At 52.7% G+C, this 14,908-nt stretch carries 12 protein-coding genes and 1 pseudogene; 7 read left to right on the plus strand and 6 right to left on the minus strand.

Annotated features, from left to right (window positions below):
• Positions 1-26 precede the first annotated feature (26 nt).
• Together L3068_RS10890 and L3068_RS10895 are read left to right on the plus strand one after the other, a co-directional pair.
• Positions 27-1,310, plus strand: a pseudogene (locus L3068_RS10890) (MFS transporter); the annotation flags it as partial.
• Positions 1,311-1,529: 219 nt separating this feature from the next.
• Positions 1,530-2,993 (plus strand): mannitol dehydrogenase family protein, encoded by a 1,464-nt coding sequence (locus tag L3068_RS10895; RefSeq protein WP_032636706.1) that lies wholly within the window; start codon positions 1,530-1,532, stop codon positions 2,991-2,993.
• A 43-nt stretch (positions 2,994-3,036) separates the two neighbouring features.
• On the opposite strand, the gene ydfZ is transcribed toward L3068_RS10895, so the two are convergent.
• Complete coding sequence (gene ydfZ / locus L3068_RS10900; protein WP_014883679.1) at positions 3,037-3,240, minus strand: putative selenium delivery protein YdfZ; 204 nt, start codon at positions 3,238-3,240, stop codon at positions 3,037-3,039.
• A gap of 288 nt (positions 3,241-3,528) precedes the next feature.
• Between ydfZ and L3068_RS10905 the strand changes: the two genes are divergently transcribed.
• Positions 3,529-3,960, plus strand: a complete 432-nt coding sequence (locus tag L3068_RS10905; RefSeq protein ID WP_014883680.1) for a universal stress protein — start codon at positions 3,529-3,531, stop codon at positions 3,958-3,960.
• Between the two features lie 34 nt (positions 3,961-3,994).
• Here the strand turns inward: L3068_RS10905 and L3068_RS10910 are convergent, their stop codons facing one another.
• Both L3068_RS10910 and ydfG read right to left on the minus strand, forming a co-directional pair.
• The gene (locus L3068_RS10910; RefSeq protein WP_014883681.1) at positions 3,995-4,681 is read right to left on the minus strand and encodes a GntR family transcriptional regulator; all 687 of its coding nucleotides are present in this window, start codon (positions 4,679-4,681) and stop codon (positions 3,995-3,997) included.
• Between the two features lie 91 nt (positions 4,682-4,772).
• Positions 4,773-5,519 carry a bifunctional NADP-dependent 3-hydroxy acid dehydrogenase/3-hydroxypropionate dehydrogenase YdfG gene (gene ydfG / locus L3068_RS10915; RefSeq protein ID WP_014883682.1) on the minus strand — a complete coding sequence of 249 codons (747 nt, stop codon included), beginning with the start codon at positions 5,517-5,519 and terminating at the stop codon, positions 4,773-4,775.
• A 142-nt stretch (positions 5,520-5,661) separates the two neighbouring features.
• Here ydfG and dcp point away from each other — a divergent pair, with 142 nt between their 5' ends.
• Complete coding sequence (gene dcp, locus L3068_RS10920) at positions 5,662-7,695, plus strand: peptidyl-dipeptidase Dcp (RefSeq protein ID WP_045269522.1); 2,034 nt, start codon at positions 5,662-5,664, stop codon at positions 7,693-7,695.
• A gap of 297 nt (positions 7,696-7,992) precedes the next feature.
• Entirely contained in the window at positions 7,993-10,563 is a 2,571-nt protein-coding gene (locus L3068_RS10925; protein WP_117582054.1) for a bifunctional diguanylate cyclase/phosphodiesterase, read from the plus strand.
• Between the two features lie 78 nt (positions 10,564-10,641).
• Here L3068_RS10925 and uspF read toward each other — a convergent pair whose 3' ends face one another.
• Together uspF and L3068_RS10935 are read right to left on the minus strand one after the other, a co-directional pair.
• The gene (gene uspF, locus L3068_RS10930; RefSeq protein ID WP_023338284.1) at positions 10,642-11,076 is read right to left on the minus strand and encodes a universal stress protein UspF; all 435 of its coding nucleotides are present in this window, start codon (positions 11,074-11,076) and stop codon (positions 10,642-10,644) included.
• A 145-nt stretch (positions 11,077-11,221) separates the two neighbouring features.
• Positions 11,222-11,512 carry a DUF1330 domain-containing protein gene (locus L3068_RS10935; protein WP_014883686.1) on the minus strand — a complete coding sequence of 97 codons (291 nt, stop codon included), beginning with the start codon at positions 11,510-11,512 and terminating at the stop codon, positions 11,222-11,224.
• Between the two features lie 71 nt (positions 11,513-11,583).
• Between L3068_RS10935 and L3068_RS10940 the strand changes: the two genes are divergently transcribed.
• Complete coding sequence (locus tag L3068_RS10940) at positions 11,584-12,036, plus strand: MarR family winged helix-turn-helix transcriptional regulator (RefSeq protein ID WP_117582052.1); 453 nt, start codon at positions 11,584-11,586, stop codon at positions 12,034-12,036.
• Between the two features lie 106 nt (positions 12,037-12,142).
• On the plus strand, positions 12,143-13,351 hold the full coding sequence (locus L3068_RS10945) for an MFS transporter (RefSeq protein ID WP_117582050.1): 1,209 nt from the start codon (positions 12,143-12,145) through the stop codon (positions 13,349-13,351).
• A 19-nt stretch (positions 13,352-13,370) separates the two neighbouring features.
• Here the strand turns inward: L3068_RS10945 and L3068_RS10950 are convergent, their stop codons facing one another.
• Positions 13,371-14,360, minus strand: coding sequence for a 2-hydroxyacid dehydrogenase (locus L3068_RS10950; protein ID WP_014883689.1), 990 nt, complete (start codon positions 14,358-14,360; stop codon positions 13,371-13,373).
• Between the last annotated feature and the right edge of the window lie 548 nt (positions 14,361-14,908).

Below are 14,908 nucleotides of genomic sequence, written 5' to 3' on the forward strand. Positions count from 1 at the left end.
GCTTTCATTTTTTGCACCTTTAAATCATGGATTTCCAGCTCTACTCGCTGGGTGCCGCCCTGGTATTTCATGAAATCTTCTTCCCGGAACAGTCCGCTGCGATGGCACTGATCCTGGCGATGGGAACCTACGGCGCAGGCTATATCGCGCGTATCGTCGGCGCCTTTATTTTTGGTCGCATGGGCGACAGCATTGGCCGTAAAAAGGTACTGTTTATCACCATCACCATGATGGGGATCTGCACCACGCTGATTGGCGTGCTGCCCACCTATGCACAGATCGGGATTTTCGCGCCCGTACTGCTGGTGACGCTGCGCATCATTCAGGGACTCGGGGCAGGGGCAGAGATCTCCGGGGCCGGGACCATGCTGGCGGAGTATGCACCGAAAGGTAAACGCGGCATCATCTCCTCGCTGGTGGCGATGGGGACTAACTGCGGGACGCTGAGCGCGACCGCTATCTGGGCCGTTATGTTCTTTGCCCTCGACCGCGAACAGCTGCTCGCCTGGGGCTGGCGCGTGCCGTTCCTCGCCAGCGTCGTGGTGATGATCTTTGCCATCTGGCTGCGTATGAACCTCAAGGAAAGCCCGGTCTTTGAGAAAGTGAACGATGCGCAAACCGCGCAGCCGGACACATCGTTAGGTGCCATGGTGAAAAGTAAATCTTTCTGGCTGGCGACCGGTCTGCGTTTCGGTCAGGCGGGCAACTCGGGTCTGATTCAGACGTTTCTGGCCGGTTATCTGGTCCAGACTCTCCTGTTCGATAAAGCCATTCCCACCGACGCGCTGATGATAAGCTCCATTCTTGGGTTTATCTCTATCCCGCTGCTGGGCTGGCTGTCCGATAAAGTGGGACGCCGTCTGCCGTACATTATCCTTAATATTTCCGCCATTATTCTGGCCTACCCGATGCTGTCGATCATCGTCGATAAAAGCTATGCGCCGGGAACCATTATGCTCTCCATCATCGTTATCCATAATTTCGCGGTACTGGGGCTGTTTGCGCTGGAAAATATCACCATGGCGGAGATGTTTGGCTCGCGAAATCGCTTTACCCGGATGGCTATCTCCAAAGAGGCGGGCGGTCTGGTGGCGGTGGGGTTTGGTCCGGTGCTGGCGGGGATCTTCTGTAACATGACCGGTTCCTGGTGGCCGATTGTGGCCATGCTGGTGGCTTACTCAGTGATTGGTCTGGTCTCGGCCTGCCTGATGCCCGAAGTGCGGGATCGTGATTTGAGCGCAGCGGAAGATGCTGCGGAGGCCACGCCAAAAGAGCCTGTGGCCTACGGCACGGTATCGTCACGGCGGTAATGGTATACAACCTACGTGACTTGTCACACAACTTTGCCTTTGTGTCACACCACCTGAACAAAAGTTAATATAAATCAAAATCTCAAATGGCAGTATCAGTATGGTGGATGGCAGAGATTTTTTACCCCAACTGCCATTCTAGTTGGTGTAGTCAGCAGACGCTGCCGCTTTATAACAAGCGGCAGCGATCCACAGCTTTCTAATTAACGAGTCTTAATCATGGAAAACACGTTATTACAGGCCAAAGCGACGCTGCCTCAGTACAATCGCGACAGCCTTAAAGCACGCATTGTTCATTTAGGATTTGGCGCCTTTCACCGCGCGCATCAGGCGGTGTATGCCGACATCCTCGCGTCTGATTATGGCAGCGACTGGGGCTACTGTGAGGTCAACCTGATTGGCGGCGAGCAGCAAATTGCCGACCTGAAGGCGCAGGATAACCTCTATACCGTAGCGGAGATGTCCGCCGATGCGTGGACATCCCGCGTGGTGGGCGTGGTCAAAAAGGCCCTGCATGCGCAGGTTGACGGGCTGGAGACCGTACTGGCAGCGATGTGCGAACCGCAGGTGGCGATTGTTTCACTGACCATTACCGAGAAGGGCTACTGTCACTCTCCCGCAACCGGGCAACTGATGCTCGATCATCCATTCATCGCCGCCGACCTGCAAAACCCGCATCAGCCGACGTCCGCGCCGGGTGTGGTGGTGGAAGCGCTGGCACGTCGCAAAGCGGCGGGGTTACCGGCCTTTAGCGTAATGTCCTGCGACAACATGCCGGAAAACGGTCATGTGATGCGCAACGTAACCTGCTCCTATGCCCGGGCGGTAGACGGCGAGCTGGCGGACTGGATCGAGGCTAACGTCACGTTCCCGTCAACCATGGTGGATCGCATCGTACCTGCGGTCACGCCTGATACGCTGGATAAAATCGAACAGCTCACTGGCGTGCGTGATCCGGCGGGCGTGGCCTGTGAACCCTTCCGCCAGTGGGTGATAGAAGATAACTTTGTGGCGGGGCGTCCTGCGTGGGAAAAAGCCGGGGCCGAGCTGGTATCAGACGTCATTCCGTTTGAAGAGATGAAGCTGCGCATGCTTAACGGCAGCCACTCCTTCCTGGCTTACCTGGGGTATCTGGCCGGTTATCAGCATATCAACGACTGCATGGAAGATGAGAATTACCGCGTTGCGGCTCACGCGCTGATGCTCCACGAGCAGGCGCCGACCCTGAAGGTGAAAGGCGTCGATTTAGGACATTACGCCGATCTGCTGATTGCCCGCTACAGCAACCCGGCTCTGCGTCATCGCACCTGGCAAATCGCGATGGACGGCAGCCAGAAGCTCCCGCAACGCATGTTAGATTCCGTGCGCTGGCATCTGGTGCATCAGAAACCTTTCCCCCTGCTGGCGCTGGGCGTGGCGGGCTGGATGCGGTATGTCGGCGGAGTGGATGAGCAGGGTAATGCCATTGAGGTGAGCGATCCGCAGCTGGCGGTGATTCAGGCGGCAGTGAAGGGAAGTGCTGAAGGGGAAAGCCGCGTGCGTGCGCTGCTCGGCATTGAGTCTATCTTTGGCAAAGAATTACCGCGTGAGACGGTCTTTGTTGATGCGGTGATGACCGCGTACCGGTCTTTGGTGCAAAAGGGCGCGAAAGCTACCGTGGCGCAGTACGCGTCTCAACGGTAATTCAGTACATGCCGCCGTGCGCGGCGGCATGTCAGCGCACAACTTAGTGCATACCCAGACGAATCAGCTCAATCGGCTCGAACTTACCTTCGCATCCTTCCACTTCCACCGTTTTGCTGCGGCGCACCTGCGCGGCATCCAGCCCGTCGCTGTGGATCGCTTTAATCACGCCAGTTTTGCCTGTGCCGCTAATCATCACGCGGCTGCCAGTGGTAATTGCATTGCGGTTACGGTCGTATGTCATCATGGTATTTTCTCCTCTCTAACTTATCCGTTACGGCGGTATTTCAGGTTTCACCGTTCACGGGGCATATAAATACGCCTGTCTGCAAGTGATGTTTTTGTTTTTGATCAAAGTCACACTTTTTTCTTAATGACATGAGGTGCTGACGGTTCGCGACAGCAATTTACAAAGCAGACCGTTATTTTCATTTATTGATAGTTTCAACATGGAAGCGTTTAGGGTTGGTTTATATTCCTGCTGCCATTCTGGGTACAGGAAATAACCCTTTCATCGGAATAAGGAGTCAGGCTTATGTATAAGAACATTTTGATGCCTGTAGATGTGTTTGAAATGGATTTGAGCGACAAAGCGGTTCGCCACGCGGCAAGCCTTGCAAAGGCAGAGGGGGCATCAATTACCCTGGTCAACATTCTGCCTGCAAGCAGTCGGTCTCTCCTGCGCGGGTTCAATGCCGATATCAAAAAGTTTGAAGAGTATATGACCGCGGAATCCGCGAAGAAAATGAACGAATTAAAAAGACTGTTTGATATTGCCCCAGAGAATATTCACAGCATGGTTCGTTTTGGCAACGTTCGCGATGAAATTATCAAGCTGAGCAAGGAGGGGAAATACGATGCGATTGTCATCGGGTCGAAAAACCCGAGCATCACCACCCATCTGCTGGGATCGAATGCGGAATCCATTCTGCGCTACGCCACGATTCCGGTGTTAGTCGTTCGCTAAACCCAACGCCGTGCCCAACAGGGTGCGGCGAATATTATTCCTCGCTAAACCACTCGCTGTTTTCCTGACGAATAAGCTGCACGGATTCGCTGATTTCCTGCAAATGCAGCGTCATCGCTTTCTCCACGCCGTCCGGGTCGCGTTTTTCCAGCGCGCTAAAAATATCGTGATGCTGTCTGAGCAGCATTTCCGGCGGGGAGACGTGATCGAGGCTCATATAACGCACGCGGTCGATGGTGGCCTTGATGTTCTCAATGGTATCCCAGGCCAACTGACAATCCGCTATTTGTGCCAGTTTCTGGTGGAATTCATCATCGAGCTGGAAGAAATCGTTGAGCTGCTTACGGTCGATCGCTATACGCTGCTGATGCAGGTTCTGCTCCAGCAGGTAACACTGGTTGTCATTGATAAGCGTTGCCGCCCGGCGGGCGACCGCGCATTCAATGGCCTGGCGAACGAAACAGCCGTTACGCACCTGAGAAAGTGAAATTTTGTTTACGTAGCTGCCGCGCTGCGGGCGGATCTGAATCAGGCCGTTTTCAGCAAGCTTAATGAACGCTTCACGCACCGGCTGACGGGAGACGTCAAAACGCACCGAGACCTCTTTTTCAGAAAGCGGCGTTCCCGGCGGAATCAGGCAATGGACAATATCACGTCGCAAAATGCGATAGATTTGCTGGTTTACGGGCTGGGTGGGATTGAGTTGCGATTCAGCGGCCATGAGTTGTCATTTCTCAGAGAGTTAGCCTGAACATACTACCATTCTTTTCGAACCCGAAACAGACCCGGCCCGCAGGCCGGGTGGGGCTTATTTAGCCACGATGGACGTTAAGTCCGGCAAAACTCTGGGTGACTGGCATCATTTCTACGGTATTGATGTTGACGTGCTTAGGCAGCGTCGCCACCCACCAGACCGCTTCAGTGACATCTTCCGGCGTCAGCGCGTTAGCATTTTCGTAGGTTTTATCCGCTTTCGCATCGTCACCCTTGAAGCGCACGTTGGAGAATTCGGTGCCGCCCACCAGACCCGGCTCGATATCGGTAACGCGAATGGCGGTGCCGTGCAGATCGGTGCGCAGGTTCAGGCTGAACTGACGGACAAACGCTTTGGTCGCACCATAGACGTTGCCGCCCGCGTAAGGCCAGCTCCCGGCGGTAGAACCAATATTGATAATGTGACCGCGATTACGCTCAACCATGCCCGGCAACACCGCGCGAGTCATATAGACCAGCCCTTTGTTGTTGGTGTCGATCATGTTTTCCCAGTCTTCAACGCTGGCTTTGTGCGCGGGCTCCATGCCCAGCGCCAGTCCGGCGTTGTTGACCAGCAGATCAATCGCGCGCCACTCGGCAGGCAGGTTAGCAATCATCTCTTCAATGGCAGCGCGGTTGCGCACGTCCAGCTGTGCGGTCAGGATGCTGTCACCTAATTCGTCTTTCAGCTCCTGCAGGCGCTCCTGACGACGGCCCGTTGCAATCACCTTGTGCCCGTTGGCGACGAAGCGACGCGTGATGCATTCACCAAAACCCGCCGTTGCCCCGGTAACTAAAATAATCATCTCACTGTTCCTCAACGCTTTTTGTGTTGTACTAACATAGCACGGCCGCAGAGGGTGCGTTAAGGCAACATTTGTATGACAGCATTGCAGGTGATGGCGGCCTGGCCTACTCTGGGAAGATATCCGTTCTGAGGAGTGAAAGATGACGGCCACGAATCCTTTTTTTGAAATCAGTCTGTTGCCTTACCAGGCACCCCATTTTGATCAGATTAACGACAGTCACTATCGTCCGGCGTTCGATGAAGCGCTGCGTCAGAAGCGGGCGGACATTGATGCGATTGTCTCGCAAACCGCCGCGCCAGACTTCAATAATACCGTGCTGGCGCTGGAGAAAAGCGGCGTTATGCTCGCGCGCGTCAGCAGCGTCTTTTTCGCCATGACCTCTGCGCATACCAATCCGTACCTGCAAGAGTTAGAGGAGCAGTTTTCCACTGAACTTGCCGCGCTGGCGAATGACATCTGGCTGAATGACACACTTTTCGCCCGCGTTGAGAGCGTCTGGCAAGATCGCGGTGCGCTGGATGCCGAGTCCCGTCGGCTGGTCGAGGAGACGTACCAGCGGTTTATTCTGGCCGGTGCGCGTCTGAATGAGACAGAAAAAGCCGAGCTGAAGGCGCTGAACACCGAGGCAGCCTCCCTGACCAGCCAGTTTAACCAGCGTCTGCTTTCCGCCGATAAAGCGGGTGGGCTGGTGGTGGATTATGCGCATCAGCTTGAGGGGCTCAGTGCAGAAGAGATCGCCGCCGCCGCGCAGGCGGCCGCGGAAAAAGGGCTTAACGACCGCTGGCTGATCTCGCTGCTGAATACGACTCAACAACCTGCGCTCTCTGCGCTGCGGAATCGGCAGACGCGTGAAAACCTGTTCAACGCAGGCTGGACGCGTACCCAGAAAGGGGATGAAAACGATACCCGCGCGCTGATCCTGCGTCTGACGGCGCTCCGTGCGCGTCAGGCTCGCCTGCTCGGCTTTGAGGATTACGCCAGCTGGAGTATTGCCGACCAGATGGCGAAAACCCCCGACGCCGCGCTGGCCTTTATGCGCGGCATTGTGCCTGCCGCCCGTGCCCGAGCGGAGCGCGAACAGGCCGATATTCAGAAAGTGATTGATGACGAGCAGGGCGGTTTCACCGTGCAGGCCTGGGACTGGACCTTTTATGCCGAGCGCGTGCGCCAGGCGAAATATGCGCTTGATGAGTCGCAGATCCGGCCCTACTTTGCGCTCAATACCGTGTTGCATGACGGCGTGTTCTGGGCGGCCAGCCAGCTGTTCGGTATCCGCTTCGTGGAACGCTTCGATATTCCGGTTTATCATCCGGACGTTCGCGTATGGGAAATTTTCGACCATACCGGCGAAGGGATGGCGCTGTTTTACGGCGACTTCTTTGCCCGCGATTCCAAGCAGGGCGGAGCCTGGATGGGCAATTTCGTCGAACAATCTTTTGAGTTTTCTGCCCGCCCGGTTATCTACAATGTCTGTAACTACCCAAAACCGGGTAACGGGGGCACCGCGTTACTCTCCTGGGACGACGTAATTACCCTGTTCCACGAGTTTGGGCATACCCTGCACGGTCTGTTTGCCCGCCAGCGCTTCGCCACGCTGTCCGGTACCAATACGCCGCGTGATTTCGTTGAATTTCCGTCGCAGATCAATGAACACTGGGCCAGCCATCCTCAGGTATTTACCCGCTACGCCCGTCACTACGAAACCGGTGAACCGATGCCGGATGCGCTGCGGGAAAGCATGCTCAACGCGACCCATTTCAACAAGGGTTATGACATGACGGAGCTGCTGGGTGCGGCATTGCTGGACATGAACTGGCACGCCATCAGTGAAGCCGTATCTGACGTTGAAGCCTTTGAAACGGCAGCGTTGAAAAAAGAGGGGCTGGACCTGCCCGCGGTACCCCCGCGTTATCGCAGCAGCTATTTTTCCCATATCTTCGGCGGTGGCTATGCGGCGGGGTATTACGCCTACCTGTGGACGCAAATGCTGGCAGACGATGGCTATCAGTGGTTTGTCGAGCAGGGCGGGTTGACGCGTGAAAACGGACAGAAATTCCGCGAGGCGATTTTGTCGCGCGGGAACAGCACTGATTTAGGTGAACTTTACCGGAGCTGGCGCGGGCACGATCCGAGGATTGAACCGATGCTGGAGAATCGTGGGTTAAGTGAATAGTGTCCATTTGGGCTGAAAAAAAGAACCGGGCGTGAAGCCCGGTTTTTTATACCCTTTAATCAGCGATATTTTAGCATGCTTTTGAAAGATAACCGGTGAAATTGAACGCGCCGATAAAAGGATTTTTTATTAATAGAGACAAAGCTCTACATTCGAGAACTGTTAATAATTTGATCTGGCTTGTAAGAAATAAAATCTTCTTTCAAATGTCTTTTTTAATTCTAAATTTTTGCCCTTTTATGCCGATAAATGAGGATAACAAAAAAATCGACGTTATAGCAGTTAAGAAGGCGAAAGATGACCCTACCTCTGACCACTCCTGGCTTTACGGATGCTGAGCATTCTAAGAGGCTGATAAATAAAACCTTTACCTATGTTGTAACGTTGCTTATCGCTATTTTTGCGGCGGCAATAATTTCTTTGTTGATAATAAAAAATAATGTTAATGAAATCAGCGATTCGCATGATGATTTCTTACTAAGAAAAGCGTTAGATACCCGACAGGAGAGCATCCGTAGCCATTTGAAAGACTATGCGGAGTGGGGGGATGCCTACAAACATCTTCATCAGAATGTTGACATGCACTGGGCATGGGATAAGCAGAATCTTGGCAAGTCTCTGTATGATAACTTTGGCTATGAGGGGGTGTTTGTTCTCTCTCCGGAAGGCGCCACGCGCTACAGCGTGATTTCCGGGAAACGGATACCTGAAGATCTGGAGCGTTGGTTGGGTCAATCCACAAAAGACCGTTTACTCAGTGAACTGAGCAAAAAAAAGGGATTGCCGGTGTCCATGCTAACGCTTATCGACGGCATACCGGCCATTGTTTCTGCTGAATGGATAACAACGGGTGATGATTCGAGTGTGCAACCGTTACCGGGCAGACCTTCAGTCATGGTGTTTGTCGACAAATTAATGGCTAAAAAACTCCTTGCGATTGGGCATGATGCCGCCATCAAAAATGTTCGCATTTCACCCAATGAAGTGAATAATCAGACGTCATTGACCATAAGCACGCCAAATGGTGATGTGCATATTTTATGGGACAGTGAAAATCCTGGCCAGGCGCTGATCGTTTATTTCCTGCCATTACTCATTCTTTCCGTACTGCTGACAATATCGATGACGGTGATCCTTATGCGTCATATTATGCACAAGGCGAGAATTCATGACGAAAATGCCTTTCTCCTTGAGCAGGCACGGTTGAATCTTATCACCAGTGAAAAACGATTCAGGGATGTCAGTGAAACAACCAGCGACTGGTTCTGGGAAACTGACTTATCGTTAAAGATTACATGGCTATCAGGTCGTTTCTCCACGGTAACGGGATATGAACATAGTCAATGGATCGGCCGCAGGCTGGATGAGCTCTTTCCGTCGACAAGTCACTTACTTCATGATCGTGTCCGCCACCGGGAATTAACTGGACGCTTCGAATTTAAGAATTGCCCTTATATTAACTATCAGCAATCCACGTCCTACTGCACGCTTCTGGCTAAATTTTCTTCTCAGCCTGATGGTTCGGTGGTTTTACGGGGCGCGGCAACAGATGTCTCTCTGGAAGTGGAAGCAACTAAACGTGTGGAATTTCTGTCACGGCATGATGAATTAACGGGGCTTCCAAACCGGTATCATATTAAGGAGTTTCTGGCGGGCCGGTTAGCGAATGAAGGCGTCAATAATTATCCCTTTGCAATGATTTGCCTGGATCTGGACAAGTTCAAACCCGTCAATGACATTTTTGGGCATTCCACCGGCGACGCTCTGCTTGGCGAGGTCGCCTTACGTCTTAAAAGCTGTATTCGGAGCGGTGATTTTGTTGCACGGCAGGGCGGGGATGAATTTATGCTGCTCCTCGGTAACACCAGCCAGACAGACCAGATTGAAGAGGTGTGCCAGCGCATCGTGTCAGAACTCAACCGTCCTTTCACCATTGATGGCAATGATGTGACAATAGGGGTAAGCATGGGGATTGCACTGGCGCCACAAGACGGCAACAGCGCAAACGATCTTCTGCGCTATGCTGACATTGCGCTTTACCAGGCAAAACAATCCGGGAGAAACCGATGGGTCTATTATCGCCAGGATATGTCGGAAAAGCTGACCGAACGCAGAAAACTCGAACTGGAGCTGAAGACCGCCATTCGCGAAGACCAACTCTATCTGGTTTATCAACCGCGTTATAACCTCCGATATTCGAAAACAGATGCCGTCGAAGCGCTGGTCCGGTGGCAACACCCGGATCGAGGAACCATGATGCCCGATCAGTTTATCCCGTTGGCTGAAGAAACAGGGCTGATTATTAGCCTCAGCAACTGGGTCATTCGTAAAGCGTGTACGGAGGCCAAAGATCAATTGCCAGGGTTATCGGTATCAGTCAACATTTCGGCTATTGAATTCCAGGCGAGCGATCTGGCTGAAAGAGTAAAAGAAATTCTTCACGAAACGGGACTTGAACCCACCAGGCTGGAAATAGAAGTGACTGAAAATGTCACGCTTTCCGATCCAGAAAAAACGTTGCACACCATGAAAGCCCTCAAAAAAATGGGCGTACGGATTCTGATCGATGATTTCGGTACCGGCTATGCCTCTCTGAGCTATCTTCGAAAGTTCCAGTTTGATGGGCTAAAGCTCGATAAAAGCTTTATTTTTACCTTAGCGGATTCGCCACAGAACCAATCGGTAGTCGAGAAGATAATCGATTTGGGTAAAGCCTATTCCATGGAAGTGACCGCTGAAGGAGTGGAGACCAGCGAACAGCTGGCTTTTCTTAAAAAAAATAAGTGTGATGAAGTTCAGGGATATTTACTTGGAAAACCCGCTGCCATTGCCGATCTCAATTTAAACGCCAACCTGGTGAATACATAAACGCGTTTTTGCATCTTCCGCGCCCCCCTGGAACAGGGGGCGTCAGCGAAAAAAAAACCGGGCTTTTCGCCCGGTTTTTTATCTTACGACCAGCACAGGGCATTTTGCGTGGCGCACCACTGCCGCCGCATTTGAACCTAACAGATACGTTGATATGTCAGGCTTATGGGAGGCGATGATGATCAGGTCGGCGCCGATCGTGTCCGCGAGTTTAAGGATCTGATCTTTTGGCGATCCCGTAACGGCGTGCGTCTGCACCTTTTCTGGCGGAATTTTAAATTGCTTAACGATTTCATCCAGTTTTTCTAAAGCCGCATGCTGGAACTCTTTTAGCTTCGGCATCTCCACGGAGTAGGCCAGGCCTAAAGATGAATAATAAGGTAGCGAAGGAATGACCGTAAGAAAATGGACTTTAGCTGTGTTAAGTGCGGTATGAGCCTGAACGAAAGGAATCACCATATGCGTCAGGCTATCTTCGGAAATATCAATTGGAACCAAAATTGAATTGTACATTTGTCCCTCCTGAGTGTTTTTTACACAATTCAGGTTAGACCGTTAATTCCAGGAAAACAGAGAGCAGGTTGTCATAACGGAGACAAATTTCGGTTCTGTGATAGCTATACAGGCGAACGTTCCCGGCATGGGGTCAATGACGCGTTCAGCCTGTCGTGACGATGAACATCCTGGCCTGCTGGGCTAGCTGGCGTTCAGCCTTAATCGGCGCATACTTTTCTGAATGATAGAAAGCAAGCGCCTGATCTAAAGTCGGGAATTCAAAAATGCCAGCATAGGGTAACGGGGCTTCATCGCCTTCGAGTACTTCTGCAACCGAACCAAAATGCACAATTTTCCCTCCCGCTTCCTCTAACGCTAATGTGAAGCGGGGGGCAAGGCTGGCCTGTCGCGCAGGGTCAATAATACGTAAGTTGATGTGGACGAATGCGGGCATCACTGTTCCTCAAATCTGATTAATAGTGTATATACAGTATTTGAGATTGTATTGATTGTCGAGATGAAAAGATGAACAACATCGATGTGGCGCTGCTGAAGACCATTCCGGAAGTCTGTCCTGTGTTTCAGGCGCGAGCCACTGCCAGGGCTATTACACGCTATTACAACGCCTGCTTAAGACCGTTTGGTCTGACCGCAGAGCAGTTCAGTCTTTTGGTTGGGATCGGAGGTGCACCCAATGAAACCGTTGCAGAACTGGCCGCAAGGGCGGGGGTAGATGCCACCACGCTGAGTCGAAATATAGGTAGTATGGTGTCCCGCGGCATTATCGACGCGGTGGGAGGCCGGGGGCGTGCCGGTAAACGACTCACCCTCACAGCAGAGGGCTGGAGCCTGCTCGAACAGGTCATTCCGGTATGGAAGGCAGCGATGGAAGAACTGTCCCATCAGATGGGAAGCGAACAACTTAGCCTGACGACGAATATGATGAGAAGCCTGAGCAAAGCCACTGCTTCTTTATGACGCGATCCGCGACAATCCGTACCTGCGACGCGACGTACCAAACCGCGCAATGCCGGGTATACTACGTTTTAATTTTTTCAGGCGACCCTTTGTAAAGGCAGGCAGTATGTCTCTTCGTTCGCTGCGGGCGTTATGCCTGACCAGTTTTTTCATTGCGGATGTCCGCGATGGCCTCGGCCCTTTTCTCGGTATTTTTCTCACCGAACGTCACTGGACGCCTGATGATATTGGTATTCTGATGACGGCGGGCGGGCTGGCGGGTTTACTGGCCACGCTCCCGGCGGGATTCATCACCGACACCTCCCGAAACAAACGCGCTGTACTCGCGCTGCTTTGCCTGTTGATCACCCTGAGCACGCTTCTGCTCTGGTTTAGCCAGCAGAGCGGCGTTGTCGCCGTTTCACAAATTATCACCGGCATCTGTGCGGCGTTTGTGGGGCCATTGATCACCGGAATTACCTTAGGGCTGACCGGCCAGAGTGGGTTCAGCGTGCAGATGGGCAAAAATGAGGCGTTTAATCATGCGGGCAATTTTATGACCGCACTGATGGCTGGCGGCATTGCCTGGTACTGGGGCGTCGGCGGAATTTTCCTGCTGATGACCTGTACGACGTTGCTAACGTTGTGTGCGCTGCTTGCCATTCGCAATAAGGATATCGACAACAATGCCGCGCGCGGGTTGTCCTCTCCAGCGAACCTGCCTGTTCCGGGCTTTGCGGTGCTGATTAAAAACCGGGCGCTGTTTGTTACCGGACTGACGCTGCTCCTGTTTCATCTGGCGAACGCTGCGCTGTTACCGATGCTCAGCATGAGGGTTGCGGCGGCACCCGCCTCAATCAACCCCGGCTTGTATGCAGCGGGCACTGTCATTATTTCTCAGGCCGTGATGGTCCCCGTCGCCATTTGGGTCGCACGGAGAATAGAACACTACGGCTACTGGAGATTAATTATGCTGGCGCTGCTGGTGATGCCGGTGCGTGCGGCGCTGGCGGCGTCCACGGACGCGCCGTTGATGATGATCCCGGTGCAAATTCTCGACGGGCTGGCCGCAGGCATCCTCGGCGTCGTGGTACCGTCGTTTATTGTTGTGCTGTTGCGAGGGAGTGGGCACGTCAATGCCGGGCAGAGCGTGGTGATGTTGATGCAGGGCGTTGGGGCATCGATGAGCCCGGCGCTAACCGGCACGATAGCCGGGTATTACTCCTTTGCGACGGCATTCAGCGTGCTGAGCGCGATTGCGCTGGTGGCCGTCCTGCTCTGGTGGCGCGTTGCTCACCGAACCTGGGAAACAGACAGTACGCCGGGTGGGGCATAGCCGCCACCCGGCGTCATACTTATGCCAGCTCGTTAGGGCAGGTTTCGCCTTTTTCCAGCTGCTGCAGGTTACCCAGCGTGGTTTCTGAAATGCTGATCAGCGCTTCAGCCGTCAGAAACGCCTGGTGACCGGTAAACAGGACGTTATGACAGGCAGACAGGCGGCGGAACACGTCGTCCTGAATCACATCGTTAGACTTGTCTTCAAAGAACAGATCGCGTTCGTTCTCATACACGTCCATCCCGAGCGCGCCAATTTTCTGGGTTTTCAGCGCTTCGATAGCGGCCTGAGAGTCAACAAGGCCACCACGGCTGGTGTTGATGATCATCACGCCGTCCTTCATCTGGTCAAACGCCGCCTGGTTCAGCAGGTGATAGTTTTCCGGCGTCAGCGGGCAGTGCAGGGAGATCACATCAGACTGCGAGAACAGGGTCGGCAGGTCAACATATTCCACGCCCATCTCCAGCGCCGCGGCGCTTGGATACGGATCAAACGCCAGCAGACGCATGCCAAAGCCTTTGAGGATCCGCAGGGCAGCGACGCCAATTTTCCCGGTCCCGATCACCCCTGCGGTTTTACCGTACATGGTAAAGCCGGTCAGCCCCTCCAGCGAGAAGTTGGCATCACGGGTGCGCTGATAAGCGCGGTGAATACGACGGTTGAGCGACATCATCATGCCAATCGCATGTTCCGCGACGGCTTCCGGGGAGTAGGCCGGAACGCGCACCACCTTCAGCCCCAGCTCTTTCGCCGCATCGAGATCCACGTTGTTAAAGCCTGCACAGCGCAGGGCGATATACTTCACTCCCTGTTTTTTCAACTCTTCCAGCACCGGACGACTGCCGTCATCGTTAACAAAAATGCAGACGCCTTCACAGCCGTGCGCCGTTTTGGCGGTTTTTTCGGACAGCAGAAAGTCGAAAAATTCAAGCTCAAACCCGTAAGCTTCGTTAACATGTTGCAGATACTTTTTGTCGTACTGCTTTGTGCTATATACCGCGAGTTTCATAAGACTTTCTCCAGTGATTTTGCATTCACGTTAGCATGATTAAAATTATCTTACAATTTCTAAAATATTATTGAATTCAATAAGTTCTATGAATTATTCTAGAGCATCTTGTTACCCTAACTCCATGATATTCTTAATGCCAGAAACATCAGGAATCGGGTGGATTTTCAGGCAGAGATGGAGAGTAATGTATGCCGTTACAACTGGAGTTGTCTTTATCCCCGCCAATGTTGCCTGCCTTGTACTATTTCATTATATCTATTGCGTTTTTATTGTTGCTGTACAGAGGTAAACTCAAAGTTGAAAGAGCTAGAAAATATCCTCTTTTCATTGCTTACACCTTGTTTGTGTTAGCCAGTGCTGCCATACAACTCAACGTGTTCGCCAATGGCCAGGACTTTGTGAGCGGTTTTCTGCATATCAACTTTGACCCATGGCGGTATGACTCCGTGTATTGGGGGTCATTAATATTTGCCATGCTTTACCTCCTGGCGATACCTCGTAACAGGTACTAGCTTCGCAACTTAACGCTACAGCTTCTATCCTTA

Source organism: Enterobacter cloacae complex sp. ECL414, assembly GCF_021869685.1.
Lineage (GTDB): Bacteria > Pseudomonadota > Gammaproteobacteria > Enterobacterales > Enterobacteriaceae > Enterobacter > Enterobacter kobei.

Bases quoted from the DNA above. Each gene is read 5' to 3' on its own strand.
- L3068_RS10895 (WP_032636706.1), top strand. From the start codon at position 1,530: ATGGAAAACACGTTATTACAGGCCAAAGCGACGCTGCCTCAGTACAAT.
- L3068_RS10905 (WP_014883680.1), top strand. From the start codon at position 3,529: ATGTATAAGAACATTTTGATGCCTGTAGATGTGTTTGAAATGGATTTG.
- L3068_RS10935 (WP_014883686.1), bottom strand. From the start codon at position 11,512: ATGCCCGCATTCGTCCACATCAACTTACGTATTATTGACCCTGCGCGA.
- L3068_RS10940 (WP_117582052.1), top strand. From the start codon at position 11,584: ATGAACAACATCGATGTGGCGCTGCTGAAGACCATTCCGGAAGTCTGT.
- L3068_RS10925 (WP_117582054.1), top strand. From the start codon at position 7,993: ATGACCCTACCTCTGACCACTCCTGGCTTTACGGATGCTGAGCATTCT.
- ydfG (WP_014883682.1), bottom strand. From the start codon at position 5,519: ATGATTATTTTAGTTACCGGGGCAACGGCGGGTTTTGGTGAATGCATC.
- L3068_RS10945 (WP_117582050.1), top strand. From the start codon at position 12,143: ATGTCTCTTCGTTCGCTGCGGGCGTTATGCCTGACCAGTTTTTTCATT.
- L3068_RS10950 (WP_014883689.1), bottom strand. From the start codon at position 14,360: ATGAAACTCGCGGTATATAGCACAAAGCAGTACGACAAAAAGTATCTG.
- uspF (WP_023338284.1), bottom strand. From the start codon at position 11,076: ATGTACAATTCAATTTTGGTTCCAATTGATATTTCCGAAGATAGCCTG.
- ydfZ (WP_014883679.1), bottom strand. From the start codon at position 3,240: ATGATGACATACGACCGTAACCGCAATGCAATTACCACTGGCAGCCGC.
- dcp (WP_045269522.1), top strand. From the start codon at position 5,662: ATGACGGCCACGAATCCTTTTTTTGAAATCAGTCTGTTGCCTTACCAG.
- L3068_RS10910 (WP_014883681.1), bottom strand. From the start codon at position 4,681: ATGGCCGCTGAATCGCAACTCAATCCCACCCAGCCCGTAAACCAGCAA.